This window comes from Hymenobacter sp. IS2118 (genome assembly GCF_000715495.1).
GTDB lineage: Bacteria > Bacteroidota > Bacteroidia > Cytophagales > Hymenobacteraceae > Hymenobacter.
This window is the reverse complement of the sequence record NZ_JNLX01000006.1, coordinates 60,294-85,299: the sequence shown is the minus strand read 5'-3', so window position 1 is coordinate 85,299 and position 25,006 is coordinate 60,294. Positions and strand designations below refer to the sequence as shown.

The window sequence follows — 25,006 nt, the reverse complement described above, 5'->3', positions numbered from 1 at the left end:
TTGTTAGTCAAATAATCAAAAACCCCTGATAGCCAGCAACTAGCAACGAACAACTAATAAATTCATGTCTAATACCTTCGGTTCCCTTTTTCGCATCACCACCTTTGGCGAGTCGCACGGGGCGGGCATCGGCGTGATTATTGACGGCTGCCCGGCGGGCGTGGCCGTGGACGCCGCCCACATTCAGACCGCCCTCGACCGGCGCCGGCCCGGCCAGTCGGACCTGACCACGCCGCGCAAGGAGTCGGATACCGTCCAGATTCAGTCGGGCCTGTTCGAAGGCTTCACCACCGGCACGCCCATCAGCCTGTTCATCCCCAACGCCGACCAGCGCTCGGATGACTACTCACACATTGCCAAAGCCTACCGCCCCAGCCACGCCGACTACACCTACGATGTGAAGTACGGCCGGCGCGACCACCGCGGCGGTGGCCGCAGCTCGGCCCGCGAAACGGCGGCCCGCGTGGCCGCTGGCGCCATTGCCGGCAAGTTGTTGAGCCACTTCGGGGTTGAAATCGCCGCCTATGTCTCCGCAGTGGGCGAAGTAGAAGTGCCCCTGGAGTATCAGGCGCTTGATTTGAGCCTTATCGATGCCAACCCCGTGCGCTGCCCTCACCCCGAAACGGCCGTGCTGATGGAAGCCCGCATCCGCGCCGCCCAGGCGGCGCACGATACCGTGGGCGGCGTGATAACCGGCGTGGCCCGGCACGTGCCCGCCGGCTTGGGCGAGCCCGTGTTCGACAAGCTGCCCGCCGTGCTGGGCCACGCCCTGCTCAGCATTAACGCCGTGAAAGGCTTCGAGTTTGGCTCCGGCTTTGAGGGCACGAAGCTGCCCGGCTCGGTGCACAACGACGAGTTTTATACCGACGAAGCTGGGGCCGTGCGCACCCGCACCAACCACAGCGGTGGCAGCCAGGGCGGCATCAGCAACGGCCAGGATATTTATTTCCGGGTGGCGTTCAAGCCGGTGGCCACGCTGCTCCAACCCCAGCAAACCATCAACGACCAGGGCGAGAGCATCACGCTGGTGGGCCGGGGCCGCCACGATGCCTGCGTGCTGCCCCGCGCCGTGCCCATCGTAGAGGCCATGACCCAGCTCGTGCTAGCCGACCTGCTGCTCCGCGCCCGCGCCAACCAACTCTAGGAATGCGCCTCGGCGCCCTCAGTGCTGCACGATGACGAATTCGACGCGGCGGTTGCGGGCCTTGTGGGCTTCGGAGTCGTTGGGGGCTACCGGCTGAGCGCCGCCGTAGCCGCGGGTAGCCAGTCGGCTAGCATCAATCTTTTGCCGCATCAAATACGCTTTCACGGCGGCGGCACGCTGTTCGCTCAGCACCTGGTTGGGGGCGGGGTTTTTGGCGTCGCCGGTGTTGTCGGTGTGGCCGTCGAGGCGAATTTTCAGGCTGGGGTGTTCGGCTAGCGTTTGAGCCAGGCGGTTTAGCTCAGGAAAAGAAGAGGGCAGGAGCACCGCTTTTCCCTGCACGAAAAACAGATTGTTGAGCGTGATTTTCTCCTCCGCAGGTTCTACGGTCACGGCCACGGTTTTCAGTTGGCCGGGCACAGCAGCGGCAGGAGTGGCCAGGCGCAACGCCGTGGTCCGGCCGGCCGCTGCTTCAATGGGTTCGGCCAGCGGCAGCAGAAACAGGTCCTGGGTCACTTCGCCGTAGCGGGTGGTGTCGGTGAGGTCCAGGTTGTCGGAGGCGGCCAGGTAGCCGGCGGCTTCGGCCCGGAAGCCGTACTGGCGGCCGGCGGGCAGGGCCAGCTGGTAGCGGGCCTCAGCCGGGTCGGCGTGGGCGGTGCCGGCGGCCAGACCATCCGGCAGCCGCTCATAGGCTACGGCAGCGCCCGGCACGGGCCGCCCGGTGCGGGCGTCGAGCACCCGGCCGCGCACCAGTACCGTGGGCCGGGGCCGCACGGCCGCTGGCAGCCGGGTCCGGAAAAGGTCTTCCAGCGGCGTGATTCCGTCGCGGGCACAGAAATAGGCGTAGTCGCCAGCCACTCCTATGGCGTAGCAGGCCTCAAAACCTTCGCTGTTGAAGCCGGGTCCGAGGTTGAGCGGCTCGCTCCAGCGGGTCCAGGTATCGTCCAGGCGCCGCGTCATAAACACGTCGCTGTCGCCGTAGCCGGGGTGCCCGTCCGAGCTGAAATACAGGGTTTGCCCGTCTGGGGCCAGAAACGGGGCGTTTTCCGAGCCGGCCGTGTTCACCACTTTTCCCAGGTTGCGGAGTTGGCTCCAACGGTTTTGTACATCGCGGAAACTCACGTAGAGGTCGCCGGTCTGGTCGGCTTTATCCCGGTCGCCCACGGCCAGCACGATGGTATTGCCATCGGCGGCGAGGCTGAAATAGTAATAGCTGGGTCGGGCCGGCAAGCCGGGAATCACCACTGGCTCGGGGCGTTCCCAGCCCCCGTCGGCCCGGCGGCGAGCCAGCGAGCAGCCGCCTGAGCTAGCCGGCGAGCCGTCGGGGTTGTAGTGGTTGAGCACGAGCAGGGTCTGGCCGTCGGGCGTGATGCCGAGCGGGCAGCTGTAGCCACCATTGTTGAGCGGCGCCCCCACGTCGTGAGCGGGCCCCCAGCTGCCGTCGGGCTGGCGGCGGGTGCGCCAGATGTCGCAGCGCTCGGGTTGGCCGGGCGGCACGGGTGGCCGGTGGCCGAAGTACAGCTCCTGCCCGTCGGGGGAGAGCACGGGCGAGCCCTCGTGGTGGTCGGCCGAGTTCACCTGCGACCCCAGCCGCTCGCGGCGCAGCCCGGCCGGTACCCCCGGCGCCAGCCGGATGCCCGAGTGGTGCCAGGCCCGCAGCCGCCGCGCGCGCAACGTGGCCGGGGCCGCCTCAATCTGAAACCCGGTCAGGTTGCCCGGCGGCGGTTCGAATTGGTGAGTAAATACTTCCTGACCGTTGGCGTAATAGCGCACCGTGGGGCCCTGCCGCACAATGCGCACGGTGTTCCAGCCATCGACCCGTAGGGCTGGGGCGGCCGCCCCGCCGGCCGGGCTCAGCAGCTGCCATTGTCCGGTCCGCCAGCGGCCCACGGCCAGCCGCTGCCCCGGCAGTACCCCCACCACGTTGGCATTACTGCCATCAGCGCCGCCCCATACAAAAGCCCCCGTGGTTCCGAGCAGCTCAATTTCCAAGGCAAAATCCTGTGCGGTGTTCAGGACCAGGGGCCGCCAGGCGAGGTGGCCGCCGGCAATGCGGTTGTCGAGCCGGTATTCGCCGTTGGCCAGGCTCACGCGCCAAGTGGCATCGTCGCCGGTGAACCAGCCGCGGCGGTTATCGGCGAAAGCTTCGTCAAGCGTCAGGTCGGGCGGCAGGGTTGGCTGGGCGCGGGCGGCGGGGCCGACGAGCAGAAGCAAAAGCAGCGCCAGCCGCCAGTGAAACAGAGAAAGGGCCGGGCACATCATGGCGGCAAGGTAGGGCGGCGAGGGCTGCCCGCGCCATCCGTGCTGGCCCGGATATTGGGCCGGGCGCGGACGCCCGCAGCGCTGCGCGCCTAGCCCCGGCGTGAAGCGCATTTGTACTCATGTACGTACATTTGCAACCTCGGTCGCCCCGTTGCGGTTGTACCTTTGTCGCGGTCGCTTCGGCCGCCTTACCCTTTGATTTTAAGCCCTAAGCTATGTCCGCTGTTTCCATTTACGCCGAAGCCTCGCCCAATCCCGAGAGCATGAAGTTCGTCCTCAACTCCAACCTGCTGGTTGATGGGGTGAGCGTGGATTACCCCAACCTCGAAGCCGCTTCCAACTCGCCTTTGGCGCAGGAGCTGTTCGGTTTCGATTACGTGGGTCGCGTGTTCATTGCTCAAAACTTCGTTACCGTCACCAAAAGCCAGCCCGAAATGGCCTGGACGCAGCTTATTCCCGAGCTGCGCCAGTTCCTGAAAAGCTACGTGGAGGCCGGCGGCCCCGTTTTCCTGGTTGACCCCGCCGCCGAACAGAAGGCTGCCCAGGCCGCTGTCGCTGGCGACCCCACCCAGCAGGATGGCCAGATTGCCCAGAAAGTCATTGACCTGCTCGATAATTACGTGCGCCCCGCCGTGGAGCAGGACGGCGGCAACATCACCTTCAAAAGCTACCACGAAGGCGTGGTGACCGTGAACCTGCAGGGCTCGTGCTCCGGCTGCCCCTCGGCCACCGTCACGCTCAAGTCCGGCATCGAAAACCTGCTCAAGCGCATGGTGCCCGAAGTGCAAAGCGTAGTGGCCGAAGGCATTACGGTGTAAGCTGACGATTGAAATCTAATAATCAGATTCTGCTTTTCCACAGCTGATTCTAGAAAATGCAAGGCCCCGACGCAGCTCAGCGTCGGGGCTTTTTGCTGTGGTAGGAATAACCAGCTCAGTAGAGGATTTGGCGTTTCGCTGTAATGCCCTGTGGATCGTTGAAATAACAGTATCGGGCTGGCTGCGTACTTGATGGAGGCTCATTAGCTTAACGCAGCTTCCATATTATAAAGGCAATACCTCATGAACCAACGCCAATTTATCAGTGCCTCAGCTATTCTGCTAGTCGGGTTTTGCGCGGCCTGCAGCAACTCCGGCCAGGAGCAGCGCGCCCAGGCCAGCGACAACGCTACAGCGCAGCTTACGGACCAAACCGGCCGCGCCCCGCTCGAAACCCGGGAAGCCAATGTGCCCGGCCAGCAGCCCACGTTTCCCGAGCAATACCGGGCCAGCGGCCTGAAATCGGCTGCCGACTTCGAGGTGCTGGTGCTGGCCAAAGGACTCGAAAACCCGTGGGCCGTGGAGCCCCTGCCCAACGGCGACCTGCTGGTAACCGAGAGGCCGGGCCGGCTGCGCATCGTGTCGGCCCCCGGTAAGCTTGGCGAACCCATCAAAGGGCTGCCCGCCGTGTATGCGACCGGGCAGGGCGGCTTGCTCGACGTGGCGCTGAGCCCGAAGTTTGGCACGGACCAGACTATCTACTGGTCGTTTTCGGAGCCGCGGGGCACGACGGGCAACGCCACCAGTGTGGCCAAAGGCGTGCTCTCGGCCGACCAGCGGAGCCTGAGCCAGGTGCGGGTGATATTCCGGGCGCTGCCGGCTTACAACGGCGACAAGCACTTTGGTTCCCGCCTCGCCTTCGGGCCCGATGGCCTGCTTTATGTAACGCTCGGAGAGCGTTCGGACCTGGAAATCCGGCCGCAGGCCCAGCAAATGGGCAGCCACATGGGCAAAACCCTACGCATCACTTCTGACGGCCAACCGGCCCCGAACAACCCCTTCGCCAAGCAGGCCGGCGCGCTGCCCGAAATCTGGACGGTGGGCCAGCGCAACGTGCAATCGATGGCTTTCGACGCCCAGGGCCAGCTCTGGACCGTGGACATGGGCCCGCAGGGCGGCGACGAGCTGAACCGGCTGGAAGGTGGCAAAAACTACGGGTGGCCGCTGGTGACCTTTGGCGAGGAGTACTCGGGCGAACCCGTGCCCAATGCCGTGACCACCAAAGCAGGCTTCGTAGACCCAGTATACTATTGGGACCCGGTGATTGCGCCTTCGGGCGCCGAATTCTATTCCGGCGAGGCGTTTCCAGCCTGGCGCGGCAACCTGTTTGTGGGCGCTCTTAAAGACAAAGAGCTGGTGCGCCTTCAAATTGAGAACGGCCGGGTAACGGGCGAAGAGCGGTTGCTCTCCGACCGTAAGCAGCGCATTCGCGATGTACGGCAAGGGCCGGATGGCGCCCTGTATATCGTCACGGATGAGGCGAATGGCGAGCTGTGGAAGCTGGCCCCCAAGGCGACCGCCGGGCAATAGCGCGGCCGCCAGCTGCGGCAGGCAGCAGAAGCCGGATAACAGGCACAAAAAAGGCCGCCCGATGGGCGGCCTTTTTTGTGCCTGCTGGAAATTTGCAGTAAGCTGATTTAGGCAATCAGCCGCGAATTTCCTGAATACTTATACGTTTGACGTGCTCAGGCGTGGTGCATCGCTGGCCGAGTTGGTGAAGTCCTCGCCGGCGGCTTTGCGCTCCCGCTCTTCCTTCTTGCCGTAGGTGTCGAGGATAATGGGGGTGGCGATGAACAGCGATGAGTACGTGCCGAAAATCATCCCGATAATCATCGAGAACGAGAAGGAACGGAGGGTTTCGCCACCGAAAATGTACAGCACGACTACCACCATCAGAATAGTGGAAGACGTGATGATGGTGCGCGAGAAAGTCGAGTTCAAAGCCGGATTCACCACTTGGGCGAAGGTCAGCTTGGGGTTCTCCTGCAAGTATTCACGGATACGGTCGTAGATAACCACCGTGTCGTTCATCGAGAAGCCAAGCACCGTGAGCACGGCGGCCACAAAAATCTGGTCCATCTCATACACCACACCGAAGGCGCGGGCAATGGGGAAGGCCGCGATAACCAGCAGCGCATCGTGGAACAGCGCCACTACGGCCGCCATCGAGTACTGCCACTTATCGAAGCGGAACAAGACGTAGATGAAGATGCCCAGCAGCGTGAGGCCCAGCGAAAGCACCGACGTGCGCTTGATGTCGTCGGCGATGGTGGCACCTACTTTGGAGGCCGACGGCACCTGCGGGTTGGCCGAGGCAAAGGACTGCAGGCCTTGGTCGAGGGCGGTGCGTACTTGCTGGTCGGCTTCCACGCTCTCGTCGTTGGCCAGGTAGCCGGTGGTCACGCGCAGGCGGTTGGGGGCACCGTACTGCTTCACTTCCAGGCCAGCGCCTTTGAAGGCGGGGCGCAGCTGCTCGGCTACGTCCGAGGCCACCATCGTTTTGTTGAAGTCAATGACGTAGGCCCGGCCGCCTTTGAAGTCTACGCCCAGGTTCGGGCCGCCCTGGTAAGCCATCAGAGCAAATCCGATGAGAATAACCACGCTCGAAAACACGTAGGCAATTTTGCGCTTGCCCACGATGTCGAAGTTCAGGTTCTTGAACAGGCCGCGCGAGAGGAAGGTGTCAAACGTCAGGCTGTGGTCTTCTTTGCCCTTCACCATCCACTCGATGATGAGGCGCGACACGAACACGGCCGACAGGAACGAGGTGAGCACGCCAATGCCCAGGGTCACGGCGAAGCTCTGCACGGGACCCGTGCCGAAGAAACCGAGGATAAGGGCAATGAGCATGGTGGTCACGTTCGAGTCGAAAATGGCCGAGAATGCGCGCGAGTAGCCCTTGTTGATGGCATCGGGTACGGTCAGACCGTGCGCCAGCTCTTCGCGGATACGCTCGAAAATCAACACGTTGGCGTCAATGGCCGAGGCAATAACCAGAATCAGACCGGCGATGCCGGGCAGCGTGAGCGCCGTGCCAAACTGCGCCAGCACGCCCAGAATCAGGAACATGTTGAAGAGCAGCGACACGTCGGCCACCAGGCCGGCGCGGCCGTAGTAGGCGGCCATGAAAATCATGATAAGAATCAAACCGGCCAGCGACGAGTACAAACCCTGGTCGATGGCTTCCTTGCCCAGCGAAGGGCCCACGATGGCTTCTTCCACAATGCGGGTAGGCGCGGGGAGCTTGCCGGCCTTCAGCTGGTTGGCCAAATCCTGGGTGTCTTCGATGGCGAAGCTGCCCGTGATGCTGGTACCGCCGCCCGTAATCTCGCTCTGCACCACCGGGGCCGAAACCACGTAGTCGTCGAGCACCATGGCCACCTGCTGGCCGATGTTGGCACCCGTCATTTTAGCCCACTTGCGCGAGCCGGCGGGGGTCATGTTCATCAGTACTTCGGGCTGGCCATTCTGGCCGATGTCGGCGCGGGCATCGCTGATAACTTCGCCGCTCATGGGGGGCACGCCGTCGCGGGTTTTGCGCACGGGCACCAGCTCCAGGTATTCCTGCTTGTCGATGGTGGTGGGCTTCAGGTTCCAGAGCAGGGCCAGGGTGGGGGGCAGCACGGCTTTGGCCTCCGGCGAGCGCAGGATGGCGTTCATGCGGGCGGTGTCGCGCAGGTTCACGCCCAGGCGGCCGGGCATGGTGAAGAGGCGGGCCAGCTGGCCGCCTTTGGTAGAAGTAGCGGCCGAATCGGCGGCGGCGTCTTTGGTTTTCTTGGCGAGCTGCGCGGCCAGCGAGGTGGTGTCGCCGGCGGCGGCGGTGCCGGCCAGGGCGGCGGTATCAGCAGCAGCGGTAGCGGTGGTGCCGCCGGCTTTCTGAGCGGCCTCTTTAGCCGAAAGCTGCTGGTCGAGCTGCACGAGGTAAGGGCCTACTTCGTTCTGGTTCCAAACCTCCCAGAACTCCAGCTTGGCCTGGCCTTGCAGCAGCTTGCGCACGCGGTCGGGGTTGTCAACGCCGGGCAGCTCAATCTGGATGCGGCCGGTGCCCTTCACGCGCTGAATGCTGGGCTGGTTCACGCCGAACTTGTCGACGCGGGTGCGCAGGATGTTGAACGAGCGGTCGATGGCTTCGTCCACTTCTTTGTCGATGGCGGCAATTACCTTATCGTTGCTCGAATTGATGTCGATGTTACGGCTCTTGTTGGTGGTGTTGGCGAAGATGGTAGCCAACGGCTTGCCGGGCGCCGCCGCCTGGTAGGCCTGCGAAAACAGCGTGGTGAAGGGCGTGCCCGAGTTGGACTTCTGAGCTACCTGGGCCTGCTCCAGGGCCTGGTTGAAGGCGGCGTTTTTGCTGTTGCCGCTCATGGCTTTCACGATTTCCACTGGCGAAACCTCCAGCGTGACGTGCATGCCGCCTTTGAGGTCGAGGCCGAGGCCGAGCTCGCTCTGGCGCACTTCGCGGTAGGTGAACGGGCCGAATACCGGCGCGCGCCACACCGAATCCAGGTAGTGCTGGCGGGCCGATTCGTTGAGTTTGCCGTTGGTGGTGGCGTAGGCCACGGCCTTCTGCTGCACCCCGCGCGAGATGTAGGTGAAGAACAGGAAGTACGCGCACAGCGCCGTCACCACAACGGTCAGGGCGATGATTAATCCTTTATTACGCATTTGATTGAGTTATAAATTATGAATTATGAGTTATGAATTGGGCCAACCGGAAACGAAGAATCGTGAATTAAGAATCGGACGTAGCCAACTCATAACTCATAATTCTCAATTCATAATTCTTTTTAGGGTGCTTGCGGCGACAGCGCCACGGCCAGCAGCCGGGCCCGGAACACCTCACCGGCGCGCACGCCAGCGTGCAGCCGCGGCACCGCCAGGGCCCGGCGCAATGCCGGCAGCCACATGGCGGGCACCGCTGCGGGCAGCCACGCTACCAGCAGCGGCGCCACGAAGTGGTCGGGCGTGCCGGTGGCTTCCAGCAGTACCTTTTGTTTCACCACCGTGGCTTTGGGCGGCGCGGCCAGGCGGGTATCGCCCGTGCTCACCGGCAGGCGCAGCACACTCACGGCGCGTTGGTTCAGGCCCAGCACCAGCAGCACCGTGGCGGTGAGCAGGGCAAAGCGGAGCGAAAACCAAAAACGGGAGAGCAGAACCAGCATGGGTATAAACGGGGACTGCAAAGATAGGCTTTTGAAAAGAATGAGGGCAAGGCTGTTTTCGCGGCCCCTAAAACCGGCGCCGCAGGGCATCGCGGCGACCTTGCAGGCGGGTAAAGCGGAGTTGCAAGGCCGCAAGGCGAAGTTGCAGGCATGTAAACCGCAGTTGCAAGCGTGTGAATTGAACCTGCAAGCGTGTGAAGCGGAGTTGCAAGGTTACAAAACGGATTTGCAACCCGGTAAAGCGAGGTTGCAGGCGTGCAAATCAAAGTTGCAGGCCGTTGAAGCGAAGTCGCAGCCGTGCAAAAACCAGTTGCAGGGCTATAAATCCAACTTGCGTACTGTTTCTTCGCGGATGAGGCAGGAATGAGCAAGGAAAAGAATGCGGGCTTAAAAACGCACGTCGAAGCGCCCGTCGGTGACGCGGACTTGCTTGCCCGTAGCCGGGTCAGTGCCCACGAAGTGGAAACGGCCGGAGACAATGCCTTGGGAGGGGTCGAAACGTGTGATGGTCAACTCGCCGGGGTCCTGGTCGAGCTTGATGTACTGCGTTCCAAAGGAGTAAGACGCCTGGGGGCTGCCTTTGGTGTTTTTAAACGCATAGGTCTTGCCTTCTTCGACGAGCAGGCTATCGGTGGTGATGTTGATGCCCCCAGGAGGATTGGGCTTCCAATCCGTGGCTGGAATATTGAGGAAGTAGCCGCCGCCTTTGCCGGCACCGAGGTAAACGTACTGCACGAAGAGGCCGGGCTTGCCGCGCCCGTCGCGGGGCACGAAGACGCGGCCGTCGACGCGGCAGCCCAAGGTCATGGCGCCGGTGGTGGTTTCGGCGGGCAGGTCGGGAGCCTCGTCTTTCTTTTTGCACTGGCTCAGCGTGAGCAGGGCGAGGAGGGCGAGCAGGGGAAAGCGCATGGGAAGAGGGGGGGAAAGAAGGTGGAAAAATGAGCAAAAGGAAAGCTTAGAAGCGAATGTCGAAGCGCCCGTCGGTGACGCGGACCTGCTTGCCGGTAGATTTATCGGTGCCCACGAAATGGAAACGGCCGGAGAGAATGCGTTGGGAGGGGTCGAAGCGTGTGATGGTCAGCTCGCCGGGGTCCTGGTCGAGTTTGGCATACCGCGCGTCAAAAGAGCAAGACGCTCGGGGGCTGCCTTTGGTGTTTTTAAACGCATAGGTCTTGCCTTCTTCGACGAGCAGGCTATCGGTGGCGATGCGAACTGCCTCTACTGGATTGGGTTTCCAGTTCGTGGCGGGAATGCTGAGGAAGTAGCCGCCGCCCTTGCCGGCGCCGAGGTAGGTGTACTGCACGAAAAGGCCGGCCCGGCCCTTGGCGTCGCGGGTCACGGCCACGTGGTGGCAGCCGTTGTCGTTGGGCAGCATCGTGTTATCAGAATAGTAGTTGCGGCCGTCCAGCTGCAACAGCAGCCGGCCCCCGTAGAGGGAAAAAAGCACCCCAGTGTAGGTTGCGGTGCCACTGGTTGCCCGCTGCCGGCTCGAAAAAATGGTTTGGGCACTGGGCGCGCTCAGGTTATCGGCCCGCAGGTAAGCTTCGATGCCAAAGACCTGGCCCAGCTCGTTGACATACGAGTTGGTGTTGGGGATAGCAACCACGTCGTTGCCATCGAAGCGCAAAGCTTCGCTGCTCCCGCTCGTGTTGCGCACGCCGCTGTTCAGGATTTCGACCCGGCCGCAGGCGGCTACCTCGTTGGTGCACGCCAGGGTGGTGGGTAGGTTGAGGCCGGGCGGAACGCCCATGCGCGCGTTGGCATCTACATATATCCGGCTGCTGGTGCTGAGCCGGACGTTGCCGCCCTGCTCGATGCAGATGTGGCCGCCCCCGCGAATAAGCAGCTCGCCATCGACAACGACGTTGCCGCCGTTGCGCACGAGCAGGGTGGCATCAGCCCCGATGCTGAGCGTGGAATTTGCCGCGATGGTGAGGGTGGCCCCGTCCTCCACCACCAGGTAGGTGCCGGCGTAGAAACTCACCTCCGTGGTTTGGTAGGGAGCCGCCGCGCCGACGGTTAGCCGGCTGTCTTTGCCTACCGTGAGGCGGCCCTGAGCCCGTAGCGCGATTAGCAAGTGTTCGGTGCGCTTGGTGTAGCGGGTCAGGCCGCTCGATTGGTTGTACCACCGCGGCTGCGCGCCGCTGTGGAGGCCTAACTCGGCCCCATTCGTGATGCGCAGTGGGTCGGTCAGCGTCACGCCGTTGGCGTTTTTGGTTTCACGGCTGATGAAACGGCCCGCCGTATCGTAAACGTCCTGTATGTAGGTGGTCAGGTTATAGGAATCAAGGGGGCCGTTAAGTACCCCGATGTCGGTGCCGATGTACTGGTACGAATAGGTTTCGACCTTGTCGAAAACCCCATTATTAAACAACCCGGTGTAATCGTCCCGGTCGTGGGTAATCAGGCGGGAGCCGCCGATTTCGTCCGTGCCCAGGATGGTAAAGTCCGCTACGTTATAGGCCGTTGCGGAAAAGTTGTAGTGCCAGAGGTCGCGCAGCTGCGCATTGCGGGCGGCGTTGGCGCCCGTATTTTCCAGCAGCAGGTTGTTGTAGAATCGTACCGGGTCGGGAATCAGGCTGGTATAAAAGGGCCGGAACAATTCCACGAGCGGCATTTCAAAGGTGTCGTTGCCGCCGTCGGTGTAATCATCGAGAGTCGTATTATTAAACCGGGCATAATTACTGGGTCCGTCCCACAAGTCCAGCAGGGTCCGGGCAAAAATATCTTCGGAAACGAACGGGTGGTTCAAGTCCAGATTTCGGTCAAAACCAGTGCTTGCAGCCAAGTATAGTTGGGTTCTGCGCCTTCCATGATACCCGTTTCCACTTTCGCCTCTCCCAGATTCCTGGTCAAGGACGCTGGATGTCATTTCGTCCATTATGTAGGAGAATGCACCAGCGAAGCCTTCGGTGATGGTCGTGTTCGGATGCTTATTGTTACGCACCAAAAAATGTTCACCTCCTGTTTCGCTCAGCCACCGGCTCCTTTGCATTTCATGCATGGCAAAGTGGCCAAACTCATGCATTGCCGTTTCTTCAGATTGGAGCACATCTGTCTCAAAATGAATGTTGCGCGTGAAGCGGTCGTAATAGGCGCCTTCGCCAGGGTCTTCAATCTTAATCGCCAGGGTGGAGGTGAAATTGGCCGCGGCTCCCAGCTCCTGCTGCAAAAGCTGCTTCGACCATTTAATCCAGGTAAAGGTGCGCCCCGCGCTGTTGGGGTCGAGCGAGATTTCCCGGTTGCCACCCACTGCGGTTCCGAAGTTGAGCGTTTGGCGGGTGCTGCTGTAGCTGAGCTGCTGCCGGCCGGTTTCAATCCGGGTCCAGCTGTACCAGGCGCCGGACCGCTTAATCCGCACCTTCTCGGGGCTGTCAATCAACTCAACGGACAGGTACACCTGAATTTTACTGGTGTTGATGGAGCAGTGGTCGAACTCTACCACGCGGCTACCATTCTCAATTACGAAGCCCTGGTCATCGGTGTACAGCTGCTTAATGGTCATGTCCGGCCCGACGTCCACGCTGCGCATAACCCGCACCCGCGCATTTTTTAAGAAAATCGGCACCTGTTGGCCGTCGCCGTCACGCTCGTGCATGGTAAAAACGCGCACGTTCTGAATCCGGCCCCGGTAGCGCCGCTGGCCCAAGCCACACCCGTCGCGGGCCAGTGGGTCCGTCGGCGGGGCATTTTCCGAGTTCGTAGGCGAAGCATAGCGCATAGGCACGGCGTAGGCGAGGCCCTCCACGAAGCGCATCCCGATATAATCTTGCGGGCCGGCCTCCTCATTGGCCCCGATGTTGGATACGGGTATCGCGCTGCGGGGCACACTGAGCCGGGCGGGGGCGGTGGCCTCATTGCCCACCAGCCAGGAGCGCCGCAGGCGGGCGTAATCGGCTACGTCCCATATTTCGGCGCTGCCATAGGGCGTGAAGTAAACGTAACAGTCGTGGTTGATTAAAGTATTCGCGCCGTCTCGCATCGTCGCAAGCGTGGCCGTAACCCGAACCGGATAATACGGCAGCTGCGCCGGGGAGTAGTTGAGCCGAATGGAAACGGTAGTGGCGGCACTGGCTGACAAGGACCGATAAGCGGGCTGGTCAGCCAGTGCCGCTTGTAACAGGTAAGAAACGGAGGACTTGGCCGCAACCAATGCGAACTGCGCTTGTCCGGCTTGCGGCAGCACTTCAAGCTGTAGGCTCAGCTGCCCACTCAGCTGCGTGGTCTCGTACGACTGAAAACGCATCCGCAGCGATTTAAACTCGGCTTGCGTCGTGTCGGTGTTGGTTGCCTGCGCGTAGCCCGTTAGGTTTAGGCCAAGCAGGAGGAAGAGGAAAGAGTAGAAGTGTTTTATGGTTCAGCGAGGGATTTTATAGGTGAGTAGCTCCCAGGTTTGGTTGTTGGTGTAGACGACTTTGGTGGTGCCGACGTAGCGGCTGTAGTAGAGGTGGCGAATCCAGTTTCTTTTAGTGGAATCGACCTTGCTACCGTAGTCGGGAATGAGGTGCACGGAGTGGGCGAACGTGCCGGCGGGGGTGGTCACGGCGGCCGTGTCGGCGAAAGTGAGGCGGTCGAGCAGCTTCTGCCCCAGGCGGATGGGGTAGCCAAATCCGACCTCGGGCGAGTACAGCGTCCCCACCGATGAGGTATGGGTCAGGACCCAGTCTTCGCCGCGAAAAAGCGGGTCGGAGGCGAGGTACTCCGTTCCCAGCCCCCCGGCGCCGGGAAAGTAGGTGCGGTTGGAATGGGTGACGCTGGCTTGGTAGCCCTGCACGCAGGGCACGCGCTTGTCCCCGTCGCTGTAGCGGGTGCTGTGGCTTTCGCGGGCAAAGCTCACGCGCATGGTGTCGTAGACGGCCGGGCTGGTGCCACGTAGCTGGTAGACCCAGGTGCTGCCTTTGGGAAAGTACCAGTAGTCGAGAAAGGCCTGCGGGGCACGGGTGAGCTGCGGGCACTCGGCCGGCTGTTTGCGGCAGCTACTCAGCGCGGTGGCCAGCAGCAATAGGAAAAGTCTTTTCATGCACGTGTGGTAAAAGGGTTAGGAGAAAAGAAAAATGAGTTATTGGGGAGCGAGGTAGTAGCTGGTCAGCTCCCAAGTGCCGAGGTTGGCATACACTCGGCGCGTGGTGCCAATGCCCCGCGTAAGGTGGTAGGAGCGCACAAAGGGGCCTTGCGTGGAGTCGTGAACGGCGTTCACTCGCAGGTGCACCGAGCGGTTGAAGGTGCCGGCGGGTACGCGCACGGGCAGCGTGTCGAGCAGGATGGGACCCCGGTTAGCGATGGACTGCCCGACTGGACGTTGCGGGTAGGACCATAAAAAGCCTATGTCGTACATGTTCTGCGCATTCTGCGTAACGAACCACTGGCCGCCTTCCTCCTGAGTTTCGAAAGATTCCAGGCCGCGGAAGTCGTTGAACGAGCTATAGCCGCGGAAGTAGCGGCGGTTGGAGTGCCAAAGGGCGTAGTCGTAAAGTTCGACGCAGGTGGGCAGGCCGTAGGTATTGGAACCGGGCTGGAACACGCGCACCTCCGTGCCGATGACGGTGACCGTGTCCACCTCCGTGGGGTTAGCGCCGCGCTTGTGATAAACCCAGTAGGAGCCCATGGGAAAATACCAATAAGCCAGAAATTCGGCCGGGGCCCGGCGCACCTGTGGGCACTCGGAGGCGGGCGGACTGCTTTTGTCGCAGTTGCTGGCGCTGGTGAGCACGGCAATGAGCAACAGATAGAGGGAGCAAGGAAGTAGTCTCATGATTATTTAAGTAATGAAAGGAGGCGCGTCAAAAAGCCGCGTCAGTAAACCAATTCCATCTGCGTTCGCCCGGCCAGCGGCGAGTTATTTGGGAGCGAGGTAGTAGCTGGTCAGCTCCCAGGTGCCGAGGTTGGCGTATACCCGGCGCGTGGTGCCAATGCCCCGTGTGAGGTGATAGGAGTACAGATAGTCCACCCGTGCAGAGTCGTCTAGGAAGGGGATGCGCAGATGCACCGAGCGGTTGAAGGTGCCGGCGGGTACGCGCACGGGCAGCGTGTCGAGCAGGATGGGGCCCTGGTTGGCGATGGGCTGGCCCACGGGTCGTTGCGGGTAGGACCACAAAAACCCGAGGGGCGACAGGTTCGCCGCCCGGCTTTCCTGGGTGACGAACCACTGGCCGCCTTCTTCCTGTGTCTGAAGCGACTCCAGGCCGCGGAAGCCATTGTTGGAGCTGGTGCCGGGGAAGTAGCGGCGGTTGGAGTGCTGGAGGGCGTAGTCGTACAACTCGGTGCAGGTGGGCAGGCCGTAGGTATTGAAACCGGGCTGGAACACGCGCACCTCCGTGCCGATGACGGTGACTGTGTCCACCTCCGCAGGGTTAGCGCCGCGCTTGTGATAAACCCAATAGGAGCCCGTGGGAAAATACCAATAAGCCAGAAATTCGGCCGGGGCCCGGCGCACCTGCGGGCATTCGGCGGGCGGCGGACTGTTTTTGTCGCAGCTGCTGGCGCTGGTGAGGACTGTAAGGAGCAGCAGATGAAGGAAATAAGAAAGTCGTTTCATGGCGTGGACGGGTAGGGTTGAGACAAGAAAGAAAACCAGTAAGGCATATAAGCACCAGGGAGAAAAAAATATATAGTGTGGGTCTCGACTGGGTTCCGCTGAAGCGCGCGAAATGGTGCGTCGGCGCTGAAGAAGTGTTTCATGGTTTAGCGAGGGATTTTATAGGTGAGCAGTTCCCAGGTTTGGTTGTTGGTGTAGATGACTTTGGTGGTGCCCACGTAGCGGCTGTAGTAGATGTGGCGAATCCAGTTGCCGCCCTGCGTCGAATCGACCTTGCTGCCGTAGTCGGGAACGAGGTGCACGGAGTGGGCGAACGTGCCGGCGGGGGTCACGACGGCGGCCGTGTCGATGAAGGTGAGGCGGTTAAGCAGCTTCTGCCCTAGGCGGATGGGGTAGCCAAATCCGACTTCGGGGGAGTACAGGGTTTGCACCTGCGAAGTGTGGTTCATGACCCAATCTTCTCCTTGAAAAAGCGGGTCGGAGGCCAGGTACTCCGTTCCGGGTTGGTCCGCGCCGGGAAAGTAGGTGCGGTTGGAATGGGTGATGCTGGCTTGGTAGCCCTGCACGCAGGGCACGCGCTTGTCCCCGTCGCTGTAGCGGGTGCTGTGGCTTTCGCGGGCAAAGCTCACGCGCATGGTGTCGTAGACGGCTGGGAAGCTTCCCTGCAATCGGTAGACCCAGGTGCTGCCTTTGGGAAAGTACCAATAGTCGAGAAAGGCCTGTGGGGCACGGGTGAGCTGCGGGCACTCGGCCGGCTCTTTGCGGCAGCCGCCCACGGCAGTGGCTAGCAGCAGGCAGAAATGGAGGGGTTTCATTGCTTAACGGTTGATGGTGAAGTGGAGCAGAAGCGGAATGAATGGAGCGCAGGCAGAAATGGCAGGGCACAAAAGACCCAGCGCACACCAAGATGTTTCCGTGGCCAAAACCAGGAAATACCGCAATCCAGAAGAAAAAACGTTACGGGTCGGAAACCGACAAGCAGCGTGCAGGAACGTGCACGAACGCCGGAAGCACTGCGCGGGGCAGGCGGCCAAGAGTTCGGTAGAAAAACTCGGGCGGATGAAAATGGGCCGTGGAGGAAGCCCGGTGGTGGGTACCGCGGTGGAGGCGCGGCGTGTTATTACGTCAAATATAGAAGGGCACGGGCCCACAGGCGGCACAATTAAATATCGAATTTTTGTTGGGCGCTGTACTAAGCGCGACAATTGCCGAAAAATTAGTAACCTTGAGGGCCGGCGGCCATTCTACCGGTTTCACGTTTTCTCCCTTCTTTTTATGGATGCCCGCGAGGATAAACAATACGCCATGACCACCGTGCTGGTGGCCTTCATCGCCGAAAACGCCGCCGCCATCGGGGCCAGCGAAGTGGCCGCCGCCGAAGCCGCCGACATTGCCCCGGCCTACCAGCGGCTGACCACGGCCGTGGGTGCCGCGCCCCTCAACACCAAGCCCACCACCGAACAGGCCACCACGGCCCGCGCCGCGCTGCTGGGGGCGCTGCCCGCCCTGCTGGGGCCGTTGCGCTCCATCGCCACCAAAACCGCCGACACCGCCCTGCTGGCCCGCGCCACCCTCAGCAAAGGGCAGCTCCGCAAGATGAAGCCCGAGGAGCTGCGCGATGTGTCCAAAGCCCTCTTCGACGCCGCCGATGCCCAGGCTGCGGCCCTGCTGCCCTACGCCCTCACGGCGCCCGTGCTCGCGCAGCTGCGGGCGCTGCACGCGGCCTTTGCCGCCACCGTGCGCAGCACCAGCGTGCTCATCGACCAGCGCAGCCAGGGCAACGAAACCACGTCCGAGCTGTTGCGCGCCCTGATGCAGCAGGTGTACGAGCTCGACAAGCCCATGGAAGTGTTCCGCCTCCTCAACCCGGCCCTGTTCGGCGGCTACCAGCGTGCCCGCCGCGTGGGCAGCGCGGGGTAGGGGCACCGGTGCGGTGGTGGTGGTGGCGTGAGGGCTTAACAAAAGCGCCGGCCCTGGTAGGGCCGGCGCTTTTGTTGCGGTAACGGAGCGCCGGCCTACTTCAGCGCCTCAAAGGTGTACTGCGCATCGGCCCAGAAAGCGTCCAGCGCCATCATGCGGGGCTTGAAAAACGAAATCAGCGCCGGCCAGTCGTCCCGGCTGAACAGGTTGACGGGCTTGAGCTCTCTATAAATGCGGCTGAGCGGCACGCCGTGGGCATCCGTCGCGTGCGGCTCCCAGGTCCAGTCCTCGCCCAGGGCCTCGTGCAGCAGCAGGCGCAGCTCCAGCAACTGCTCCCAGAACAGCTCCCGGATGCCCGCGTCGGGGTGGCTCAGCTCGATGGCGATGGTGGCCTGGCGGTTGTCGGCCTGCATCCGAAAATACAGGTGCTTGACCCCAGTTTTGTAGTTTATCCAGTTGGTGGTCTCGCCCTCGGCCGAGGGCACGGGCGCCATGTATTGCCCAAAGGCCGTCCAGAACGCCTGGCGGAGCTGGGTTACTTCTGTTTTGCTGTACATGCTACGGGTAACGTGTGGGCCACAAAAAAAAGCACGTCAGGCGGCGCATGACGTGCTTTTTAACCGGGCTGTGCTTCAAATAAAGTCAGCGCCGACGCGCTTAGCGGCCGGCCACCACCTTGCCTTGCAGGAAGCCCACCAGCACTTCCAGGCCTTTCTCGAAGTGGCGGTTGTTGGGAATCACGATGTCGGCGTAGTGCTTGTAGGGCGCGATGAACTGCTCGTAAGTAGGCGCTACGTGGTGGGTGTAGCGGTAAAGCACGTCGGCCAGGTCGTAGCCCCGCTCGTCGCGGTCGCGGATGATGCGGCGGTGCAGCTTCACGTGTTCCTGGGCATCGATGTAGACTTTGAGGTCGAGCAGCCGGGCAATTTCCTCGAAGTGAAACACGAAAATGCCCTCCACCACCACGATGGGCGCCGGCCGGAACACCAGCTCTTTGGCTGCCACTGCCGCGTTGTTAAAGGTGTATTCCTGGCGCCGCACCTCGTGGCCCTGGCTGATGCGCAACACATCGTTGGCATAGGCCGCGGCGTCGATGCTGGCGGGCAGGTCAAAATTCTCTACGCCCTTATCGTCGCGCAGCTGCTTGTCGCGGGGGTGGTAGTAGTTGTCCTGCGAGATGAGGCAAATCTGGTCTTCGGGAAACGCCGCCAGTAACCGGCGCAGAAACGTGGTTTTGCCAGAAGCGCTGCCGCCGGTGATACCAATAAGATAAGGAGTTTGCATAGCAGGCAAAGATAACGCGTGGCCGCAAGCCGAACGAAAAATCCGGCCCAAAGAATTGCGCCAGGCCGCGCTAATTCTTTTCCGCTCACCGGTTTACTCCGTGCTCAAAAAAGCCAGCAGCCCCGCCACCGCCCGGGCCCGGTGGCTGATGCGGTTCTTCTCAGCGCCGCTCATTTCGGCAAACGTGCGGCCGTCGCCCTCCGCGGGTGCAAACACGGGGTCGTAGCCAAAGCCGCCCGCGCCGCGGCCATCTTCCGTGATGTGGCCGGCCACTTCGCCCGCAAATTCGTGCGTCGCGCCGTCGGCGCGGGCCAGCGCCACCACCGTGCGGAACCGGGCCGAGCGGTCGGCGGCGCCGGCCAGCTCCTGCAGCAGCTTGGCCACGTTGTCGGCGGCCAGCCGCTGGGGGCCGGCGTAGCGGGCCGAGTACACGCCCGGCTCCCCGTTGAGGGCCGTGACCTCCAGGCCGGTGTCATCGGCGAAGCAATCCACGCCGTAGCGCTGGCGCACGTATTCGGCTTTCTGGCGGGCGTTGCCGGCCAGGGTATCCTGCGTTTCGGGTAGTTCCTCGTGGCAGCCAATGTCGGCCAGGCTCAGTAAGGTGAATCCGGCGGGGAGCAGCGGCCGGATTTCGTCGAGCTTGTGCTCATTATTGGAAGCGAAGCAGAGTTTGGTCATCGAATCTGGAAAGGTCAGAAATGGAAATCAGGGAGTAGCTTTAATAGGACTTGGGGACTCAGTTGCTGGCGCGCGCCTCCGACGCGTTACCTCTTGGTCAATCGCTGACGCGCGGGCCCAACGAGACCAGAAGGACGGTGCGAATGGCGGCGTTGGGAAACGCAAAGCCAGGAAGCCACGCGTCGGAGACGCACGCCAGCGGCTGACTGCGCAAGTTTTGTTCAAGCGGGTCGGGCCTGGAGTCACTCCGGTTTAAATCAACCATAGCGGATGAAACCCCCTGTCCGGCCCTAGCGGAACATGGACTTGATGGTGCCCCAGGAGCGCTGCACCGCGCTGGGCGTGCCAGCCAGCACGGTAAGGTAGCTCTGGTCGGGGCCGGGGCCGAGCACAGTGAGGCGGTAGGTGAAGGGCCCCCCGGCGCTGGGGGCCGCCGTGCCAGTGCCGCCGGCGGTCCGGTACACGTTGGCATCGAGGTACTGATAGCGGCGCTGGCCGTTGGCCGTCACGTTGGTCATCACGGTGTAAGTCGATTCAGTGGCCGCTTTCCGGGCCAGCTCGAAGCCGGTGACGTCGGTTTCGGTATCTACTTCCCATTCTACGCGCACCACGGTGCCATTGTGGGCGGCCGTAAAGAGCGTGAGCGTCGCGGCCAGGGCTGTTCCCATTCCGCCCAGCACCACCAGCACGGCCACCAGCCCAGAACGGCAGCACAGACGGCGGATGAGGTAGGGGAGTAGCACGCGCGGCGGACCGCCCCCAAGTGGGGGTCGGATTCAAATGTACAACCATTTCGGAAAGCCAACAAGCTCAGCTACACCCATCGGCGAAACCTGGAAACAGGAAAATATTGGCTGCTTAGTTGGGTATGTACCAGCTAAGCTGTACTTTTGCAGTCCCTTCCGCAAAATCGGCAGGGTTCAACTGGTAAAACTGGCCCCCGATATGAAAAAAGAGACTCATCCCGAATATCAGGAAGTCGTGTTTCAGGACACTTCCTCGGATTTTAAGTTCATCACCCGTTCCACGATGAAGCCGACCGACACCATCACGATGGAAGACGGCAAAACGTATCCGCTGGTGAAAATCGAAGTTAGCTCCGCTTCGCACCCCTTCTACACCGGCAAAAACATGTTTATCGACACGGCCGGTCGCGTGGAGAAATTCCGCAGCCGCTACGCCAAGAAAGAGCAGAGCAGCGCCAACAAAGAATAGCTTCTTCGTCAGCTGTTAGCCTCTAGCTGATAGCTGTTAGCTTTTCAAAACTCCTTTCGGCAAACCCGGAAGGAGTTTTTTTATGTCCATTGCCAAAAGGACAGACTGTAATTTTGGGCTCTTATTAAAAAGAAGCTATTAGCTGACGGCTATTAGCTATTAGCTTAAAAAAGATGCGCGTTCTGCTTTTTGATGACCCGGCCATTCGGCCGCATTTGTTGCCCTTCACGTTTACGCGGCCCGTGGCGGCGTTGCGCTGCGGCATTCTGACGCTGGCCGAGAAGTGGCAGCACCGGCTGGGCGCCACCACCGTGGGCTACCTCACGCAGCCGTACTTGCAGGCCAAGTTTCCGGCCGGCGAGGTGAGCGGCCCGGCCCTGCTCATCAACGGCGCCGTGTGCCCCGACGACTTGCTCACGCGCCAGGTACAGGCGCTGCTGCCCGGTCAGGCCCTGTATTGCGATGAGCTGCTGGTAGCGGCGCACGTCGCGGATGCCACGCTCGTGGCCGAACTCATTCAGGACGGCCTGCCCGAAACCCGGCAGGTGGCCGAGCCCGTGGTCGTCATCACGCGCCCCTGGCAGCTGTTCCTGTTCAATGGGGCCGAAATCCGCCGCGACTTTGCCCTCCTGACCAAAGGCCGCACCTCGGAGCCCGTGAACGACCCGCACACCATCATGTACGGCGCCGAAAACATCTTCATCGAGCCCGGCGTGAAAATCCGCGCGGCCATTCTCAACGCCGAGGACGGGCCCATTTACCTGGGTAAAAATTCGCAGGTGCACGAGGGCGCCATCATCAAAGGTCCGCTGGCGCTGTGCGAAGGCTCGCACATCAACGCCGGCGCCAAAATGCGCGGCGACAATACCGTTGGGCCCTTTTCTAAAGTGGGTGGCGAAGTGGGCAATAGCATTTTGCTGGGCTACAGCAACAAGGGCCACGACGGCTACATGGGCAACTCCGTCATCGGCGAGTGGTGCAACCTGGGAGCCGATACCAACACGTCGAACCTCAAAAACAACTACGCGCCCGTCAAAATATGGAGCCACGTAGCCGGCCGTTTCGTAGATACCGGCCAAACGTTTTGCGGCCTGATGATGGGCGACCACAGCAAATGCGGCATCAACACCATGTTCAACACCGGCACGGTGGTGGGCGTGGGAGCCAATATTTTCGGGGCGGGCTTCCCGCGCACGTTCATTCCGAGCTTTAGCTGGGGCGGGCCGGCGGGTTTTGAGACCTTCAAGCTGCCTAAAGTGGCCGAAGTAGCCGAGCGGGTGATGGCGCGGCGCAGTCTGCCGTACGACGCGGTGGAGCAGGGCATCATGCAAACCGTGTTTGAGGCCACGGCGGGAGATAGAATCTGGGAAAAAGCCAAGTAAAGCAGGTATGCAGCTCTCAGAAGAAAACCAGCGCACCCTGCTCATCGCCGCCAACCAAGCGGTAGAAGAGTATGCGTCGTACTCCGCTAATTCTTTGTTTAAAGGCGCAGGCGTTGAAATAGCTTATCCGCCCAATGGTGGGTTTACTCCCGAAGAAGCTGAGGCGCTGAAGCTCCTGCAAGGCAATGCTGTGGTAAGGTCTGCGCTACGTAAAGTTTTGGCCGATTGTGCAGCCGGCGTTGTGTTTGACTTGTTCAACATGATAGACGGAACAACTGAACCCAAACAAGGTGGATGGAGCCAAGTAATGTTAGGCGATAAGCCGGCGGACTGGGAAGACCAGGGATTTCTGCACGATGAATTCTTTGCGGCGTACTGGGACTGGCGAGATATTCGGCCCGTTGGAAACTGGCGTTTAGACCTACTGCCTTAATAATGACCTTCACCGACATTCCCAACCAAGCCGCCGTGAAGGACCTGCTGCGCCAGTCGGTGCGGCGGCAGCACGTGGCGCACGCCCAGCTGTTTCGGGGCAGCGAGGGCGGCGCGGCGCTGGCCCTGGCCCTGGCCTACGCCCAGTACCTGAACTGCGAGGCGCGCGCCGCCGATGCCGACGACAGCTGCGGCCACTGCCCGGCCTGCACCAAAACCGCCAAGCTGGCCCATCCCGACCTGAACTTCATCGTGCCCGTGACCACCACTAAAACGGTGGCCAAAGACGCGGTGAGCAGCAAGTTTATGGCCGAGTGGCGCAGCTTCGTGCTCGACAACCCTTACCAGGGCCTCAACGACTGGATGCAGCACATTGGGGCCGAAAACAAGCAGGGCAACATTAGTAAGGACGAAGCGGTGCAAATTCTGAAGCTGGTGTCGCTCAAGGCGTTCGAGGCACGCTTCAAAATCGTGATTCTCTGGCTGCCCGAGCTCATGCACCCGGCCGCCGCCAATGCGCTGCTGAAACTGCTGGAAGAGCCGCCGCCTGCTACTATTTTCCTGCTGGTGAGCCACGCGCCCGAGCAGCTGCTGCCCACCATCATCAGCCGGGTGCAGCCGGTGGTGGTGCGCCCGTTTTCGGAGGACGACATTGCCGGTTTTTTGCACGCCCGGCACCACGTACCCGAGGCCAAAGCCCGGCAGCTCGCCCAGCTGGCCGACGGCAGCCTGGGCGCCGCCATCGCCAGCCGCGAGGCCAATGCCGACCACAACTACTTCGAGTTTTTCCGCGACTGGATGCGCCTGTGCTTCAACTACGGCAGCAAGGCGGGCGAGATTCTCAAGAAAAGCGAAGAGTTTCAGAAGCTGGGCCGCGAAAACCAGAAAGAGCTGTTGGCCTATTCTCTGGGCCTGTTGCGCAAGGTGCTGCTGTTCGGCATCGACCCTAAATTTGTGCCGCATCTGGCTGGTGGCGAACAGCAATTTGTGGCGGGCTTTGCCAAATTCGTAACGCCGCGCAACGCCGATTTGCTGACCAAAGAACTGACCGACGCCCATTACCACATCGAACGCAACGCCAACCCCAAAATGGTGTTCGTGGACAGCTCCCTGCGGCTGGGCGGATTTTTGAAGGTTTGAGTGTTAAATGTTGAGTTGTCTTGAACCTGTGCTCAACCCTCAGCCCTTAAAACTCAAAACTCAGCCTTTAAAACTCAACCCTCAACTCTCGAAACTCAACCCTTCTAGCATGACTATTCGCCTCGCCACGCGCGCCAGCCGCCTCGCCCTCTGGCAAACGGAACACGTGGCCAGTTTGCTGCAGCAAGCCGGTTTTGCCACCGAAATCGTACCCATGCAAACCATCGGCGACGCCGTGCAGGACCGTTCGCTGGCCAAAATCGGGTCCAAAGGCGTGTTCACCGAAGAGCTGGAAGTGAGCCTGCGCCGGGGCGAAACCCACCTGGCCGTGCACTCGGCCAAAGACGTGCAAAGCAGCATTCCGTCCGACCTGGAGCTGCTGGCCTTTCTGGAGCGCGAGCAGGTGAACGACGTGGTGCTGAGCTTCAACGAGCAATTTTCGCTCGAGAAGCCCGGCATTGTGCTGGGTACCAGCAGCACCCGCCGCAAGGCCCAGCTACGTCGCTTCTACCCCGAAGCCACCACGGCCGAGGCCCGCGGCAACCTCCAGACCCGCCTGCGCAAGCTGGAGGAAGGCCAGTTCGATGCGCTGGTGCTGGCCTATGCCGGCGTGCACCGCATGGGCTACGACCACCTCGTGCGTCACGTGCTGCCCAGCGCGCAGTTTGTGCCCGCCACCGGCCAGGGCAGCATCGCCATCGAATGTGCGGCGGACCTGAATCCGGACCTCAAAGCGCAGCTTAAAGCGGCCCTCGACCACTCCGCCACCCACACCTGCCTGCTGGCCGAGCGCGCCTTCCTGCACACTATGGAAGGTGGGTGCAGCATTCCGTCCTTCGCATTGGCCACTTTGGATGATGCCGGCGTGGTGCGCCTGCACGGCGGCCTCATCAGCCTGAGCGGCGAGGAGTACGTGGAAGAAATCCAACTGGCGGCGGCGGCCGATGCCTACGCCCTGGGCGTGGCCGTGGCCGAAGCGGTGCTGGCCCGCGGCGGCCGCGAAATTCTGGCCAGCATTCGCGAGCACCGCGGGTAGC

General features: G+C 61.7%; 23 protein-coding genes. 10 read left to right on the top strand and 13 right to left on the bottom strand.

The features are described from left to right. Positions 1 to 64: 64 nt before the first annotated feature. Positions 65 to 1,144, top strand: coding sequence for a chorismate synthase (aroC, locus tag GM79_RS00635; protein WP_035557507.1), 1,080 nt, complete (start codon positions 65 to 67; stop codon positions 1,142 to 1,144). A gap of 18 nt (positions 1,145 to 1,162) precedes the next feature. Here the strand turns inward: aroC and GM79_RS00630 are convergent, their stop codons facing one another. After that, complete coding sequence (locus GM79_RS00630; RefSeq protein ID WP_035557505.1) at positions 1,163 to 3,403, bottom strand: OmpA family protein; 2,241 nt, start codon at positions 3,401 to 3,403, stop codon at positions 1,163 to 1,165. Positions 3,404 to 3,618: 215 nt separating this feature from the next. On the opposite strand from GM79_RS00630, the gene GM79_RS00625 reads away from it, so the two are divergent. Next, positions 3,619 to 4,221 carry a NifU family protein gene (locus GM79_RS00625; protein WP_035557502.1) on the top strand — a complete coding sequence of 201 codons (603 nt, stop codon included), beginning with the start codon at positions 3,619 to 3,621 and terminating at the stop codon, positions 4,219 to 4,221. Between the two features lie 243 nt (positions 4,222 to 4,464). Next, entirely contained in the window at positions 4,465 to 5,751 is a 1,287-nt protein-coding gene (locus tag GM79_RS00620) for a PQQ-dependent sugar dehydrogenase (protein ID WP_035557498.1), read from the top strand. Positions 5,752 to 5,889: 138 nt separating this feature from the next. Here the strand turns inward: GM79_RS00620 and secDF are convergent, their stop codons facing one another. Together secDF and GM79_RS00610 are read right to left on the bottom strand one after the other, a co-directional pair. Further along, entirely contained in the window at positions 5,890 to 8,886 is a 2,997-nt protein-coding gene (gene secDF, locus GM79_RS00615) for a protein translocase subunit SecDF (protein WP_072008485.1), read from the bottom strand. Positions 8,887 to 9,008: 122 nt separating this feature from the next. Beyond that, positions 9,009 to 9,383 carry a hypothetical protein gene (locus GM79_RS00610; RefSeq protein WP_035557494.1) on the bottom strand — a complete coding sequence of 125 codons (375 nt, stop codon included), beginning with the start codon at positions 9,381 to 9,383 and terminating at the stop codon, positions 9,009 to 9,011. Positions 9,384 to 9,423: 40 nt separating this feature from the next. Between GM79_RS00610 and GM79_RS00605 the strand changes: the two genes are divergently transcribed. Further along, the gene (locus GM79_RS00605; protein WP_035557491.1) at positions 9,424 to 9,750 is read left to right on the top strand and encodes a hypothetical protein; all 327 of its coding nucleotides are present in this window, start codon (positions 9,424 to 9,426) and stop codon (positions 9,748 to 9,750) included. A 20-nt stretch (positions 9,751 to 9,770) separates the two neighbouring features. Here the strand turns inward: GM79_RS00605 and GM79_RS00600 are convergent, their stop codons facing one another. The 6 genes from GM79_RS00600 to GM79_RS00575 all read right to left on the bottom strand — a co-directional run bounded on the left by GM79_RS00600 (position 9,771) and on the right by GM79_RS00575 (position 16,733). Further along, positions 9,771 to 10,292, bottom strand: a complete 522-nt coding sequence (locus GM79_RS00600) for a DUF6252 family protein (protein WP_035557488.1) — start codon at positions 10,290 to 10,292, stop codon at positions 9,771 to 9,773. Between the two features lie 46 nt (positions 10,293 to 10,338). Further along, on the bottom strand, positions 10,339 to 13,629 hold the full coding sequence (locus GM79_RS00595; RefSeq protein WP_035557485.1) for a hypothetical protein: 3,291 nt from the start codon (positions 13,627 to 13,629) through the stop codon (positions 10,339 to 10,341). A gap of 111 nt (positions 13,630 to 13,740) precedes the next feature. Then, positions 13,741 to 14,403, bottom strand: a complete 663-nt coding sequence (locus GM79_RS00590; protein ID WP_152559750.1) for a hypothetical protein — start codon at positions 14,401 to 14,403, stop codon at positions 13,741 to 13,743. Positions 14,404 to 14,442: 39 nt separating this feature from the next. Further along, positions 14,443 to 15,135 (bottom strand): hypothetical protein, encoded by a 693-nt coding sequence (locus GM79_RS00585; protein ID WP_152559749.1) that lies wholly within the window; start codon positions 15,133 to 15,135, stop codon positions 14,443 to 14,445. An 84-nt stretch (positions 15,136 to 15,219) separates the two neighbouring features. Further along, positions 15,220 to 15,918: a hypothetical protein gene (locus GM79_RS00580; protein WP_035557475.1), complete on the bottom strand. Its 699-nt coding sequence runs from the start codon at positions 15,916 to 15,918 to the stop codon at positions 15,220 to 15,222. A gap of 146 nt (positions 15,919 to 16,064) precedes the next feature. Next, positions 16,065 to 16,733 carry a hypothetical protein gene (locus GM79_RS00575; protein ID WP_035557473.1) on the bottom strand — a complete coding sequence of 223 codons (669 nt, stop codon included), beginning with the start codon at positions 16,731 to 16,733 and terminating at the stop codon, positions 16,065 to 16,067. Positions 16,734 to 17,193: 460 nt separating this feature from the next. Between GM79_RS00575 and GM79_RS00570 the strand changes: the two genes are divergently transcribed. Next, positions 17,194 to 17,838 (top strand): hypothetical protein, encoded by a 645-nt coding sequence (locus GM79_RS00570; RefSeq protein WP_035557470.1) that lies wholly within the window; start codon positions 17,194 to 17,196, stop codon positions 17,836 to 17,838. Between the two features lie 95 nt (positions 17,839 to 17,933). Here the strand turns inward: GM79_RS00570 and GM79_RS00565 are convergent, their stop codons facing one another. The 4 genes from GM79_RS00565 to GM79_RS00550 all read right to left on the bottom strand — a co-directional run bounded on the left by GM79_RS00565 (position 17,934) and on the right by GM79_RS00550 (position 20,543). Then, positions 17,934 to 18,395 (bottom strand): DUF4268 domain-containing protein, encoded by a 462-nt coding sequence (locus GM79_RS00565; protein WP_035557467.1) that lies wholly within the window; start codon positions 18,393 to 18,395, stop codon positions 17,934 to 17,936. Positions 18,396 to 18,495: 100 nt separating this feature from the next. Next, positions 18,496 to 19,122: a uridine kinase gene (locus tag GM79_RS00560; RefSeq protein ID WP_035557464.1), complete on the bottom strand. Its 627-nt coding sequence runs from the start codon at positions 19,120 to 19,122 to the stop codon at positions 18,496 to 18,498. Between the two features lie 93 nt (positions 19,123 to 19,215). Next, positions 19,216 to 19,800, bottom strand: coding sequence for an RdgB/HAM1 family non-canonical purine NTP pyrophosphatase (gene rdgB, locus GM79_RS00555; protein WP_035557461.1), 585 nt, complete (start codon positions 19,798 to 19,800; stop codon positions 19,216 to 19,218). A 290-nt stretch (positions 19,801 to 20,090) separates the two neighbouring features. Beyond that, complete coding sequence (locus GM79_RS00550) at positions 20,091 to 20,543, bottom strand: hypothetical protein (RefSeq protein ID WP_035557457.1); 453 nt, start codon at positions 20,541 to 20,543, stop codon at positions 20,091 to 20,093. 202 nt (positions 20,544 to 20,745) lie between these two features. Here GM79_RS00550 and GM79_RS00545 point away from each other — a divergent pair, with 202 nt between their 5' ends. The 5 genes from GM79_RS00545 to hemC all read left to right on the top strand — a co-directional run bounded on the left by GM79_RS00545 (position 20,746) and on the right by hemC (position 25,005). After that, positions 20,746 to 21,015 (top strand): type B 50S ribosomal protein L31, encoded by a 270-nt coding sequence (locus tag GM79_RS00545; protein WP_035557454.1) that lies wholly within the window; start codon positions 20,746 to 20,748, stop codon positions 21,013 to 21,015. Positions 21,016 to 21,188: 173 nt separating this feature from the next. Continuing rightward, a complete protein-coding gene (locus tag GM79_RS00540) occupies positions 21,189 to 22,397 on the top strand; it encodes a GlmU family protein (RefSeq protein ID WP_035557452.1) in 1,209 nt (402 codons plus the stop codon). Positions 22,398 to 22,404: 7 nt separating this feature from the next. Then, entirely contained in the window at positions 22,405 to 22,830 is a 426-nt protein-coding gene (locus GM79_RS00535) for a hypothetical protein (RefSeq protein ID WP_035557449.1), read from the top strand. 2 nt (positions 22,831 to 22,832) lie between these two features. Continuing rightward, complete coding sequence (locus GM79_RS00530) at positions 22,833 to 23,969, top strand: ATP-binding protein (RefSeq protein WP_035557446.1); 1,137 nt, start codon at positions 22,833 to 22,835, stop codon at positions 23,967 to 23,969. Between the two features lie 109 nt (positions 23,970 to 24,078). After that, a complete protein-coding gene (gene hemC, locus GM79_RS00525; protein ID WP_035557443.1) occupies positions 24,079 to 25,005 on the top strand; it encodes a hydroxymethylbilane synthase in 927 nt (308 codons plus the stop codon). Position 25,006: the final 1 nt, after the last annotated feature.

Excerpts from the sequence above, each read along its gene's own strand:
- aroC (WP_035557507.1), top strand. The coding sequence starts at position 65 with ATGTCTAATACCTTCGGTTCCCTTTTTCGCATCACCACCTTTGGCGAG.
- GM79_RS00630 (WP_035557505.1), bottom strand. The coding sequence starts at position 3,403 with ATGATGTGCCCGGCCCTTTCTCTGTTTCACTGGCGGCTGGCGCTGCTT.
- GM79_RS00625 (WP_035557502.1), top strand. The coding sequence starts at position 3,619 with ATGTCCGCTGTTTCCATTTACGCCGAAGCCTCGCCCAATCCCGAGAGC.
- GM79_RS00620 (WP_035557498.1), top strand. The coding sequence starts at position 4,465 with ATGAACCAACGCCAATTTATCAGTGCCTCAGCTATTCTGCTAGTCGGG.
- secDF (WP_072008485.1), bottom strand. The coding sequence starts at position 8,886 with ATGCGTAATAAAGGATTAATCATCGCCCTGACCGTTGTGGTGACGGCG.
- GM79_RS00610 (WP_035557494.1), bottom strand. The coding sequence starts at position 9,383 with ATGCTGGTTCTGCTCTCCCGTTTTTGGTTTTCGCTCCGCTTTGCCCTG.
- GM79_RS00605 (WP_035557491.1), top strand. The coding sequence starts at position 9,424 with ATGAGGGCAAGGCTGTTTTCGCGGCCCCTAAAACCGGCGCCGCAGGGC.
- GM79_RS00600 (WP_035557488.1), bottom strand. The coding sequence starts at position 10,292 with ATGCGCTTTCCCCTGCTCGCCCTCCTCGCCCTGCTCACGCTGAGCCAG.
- GM79_RS00595 (WP_035557485.1), bottom strand. The coding sequence starts at position 13,629 with ATGCGTTTTCAGTCGTACGAGACCACGCAGCTGAGTGGGCAGCTGAGC.
- GM79_RS00590 (WP_152559750.1), bottom strand. The coding sequence starts at position 14,403 with ATGAAAAGACTTTTCCTATTGCTGCTGGCCACCGCGCTGAGTAGCTGC.
- GM79_RS00585 (WP_152559749.1), bottom strand. The coding sequence starts at position 15,135 with ATGAGACTACTTCCTTGCTCCCTCTATCTGTTGCTCATTGCCGTGCTC.
- GM79_RS00580 (WP_035557475.1), bottom strand. The coding sequence starts at position 15,918 with ATGAAACGACTTTCTTATTTCCTTCATCTGCTGCTCCTTACAGTCCTC.
- GM79_RS00575 (WP_035557473.1), bottom strand. The coding sequence starts at position 16,733 with ATGAAACCCCTCCATTTCTGCCTGCTGCTAGCCACTGCCGTGGGCGGC.
- GM79_RS00570 (WP_035557470.1), top strand. The coding sequence starts at position 17,194 with ATGGATGCCCGCGAGGATAAACAATACGCCATGACCACCGTGCTGGTG.
- GM79_RS00565 (WP_035557467.1), bottom strand. The coding sequence starts at position 18,395 with ATGTACAGCAAAACAGAAGTAACCCAGCTCCGCCAGGCGTTCTGGACG.
- GM79_RS00560 (WP_035557464.1), bottom strand. The coding sequence starts at position 19,122 with ATGCAAACTCCTTATCTTATTGGTATCACCGGCGGCAGCGCTTCTGGC.
- rdgB (WP_035557461.1), bottom strand. The coding sequence starts at position 19,800 with ATGACCAAACTCTGCTTCGCTTCCAATAATGAGCACAAGCTCGACGAA.
- GM79_RS00545 (WP_035557454.1), top strand. The coding sequence starts at position 20,746 with ATGAAAAAAGAGACTCATCCCGAATATCAGGAAGTCGTGTTTCAGGAC.
- GM79_RS00540 (WP_035557452.1), top strand. The coding sequence starts at position 21,189 with ATGCGCGTTCTGCTTTTTGATGACCCGGCCATTCGGCCGCATTTGTTG.
- GM79_RS00535 (WP_035557449.1), top strand. The coding sequence starts at position 22,405 with ATGCAGCTCTCAGAAGAAAACCAGCGCACCCTGCTCATCGCCGCCAAC.
- GM79_RS00530 (WP_035557446.1), top strand. The coding sequence starts at position 22,833 with ATGACCTTCACCGACATTCCCAACCAAGCCGCCGTGAAGGACCTGCTG.
- hemC (WP_035557443.1), top strand. The coding sequence starts at position 24,079 with ATGACTATTCGCCTCGCCACGCGCGCCAGCCGCCTCGCCCTCTGGCAA.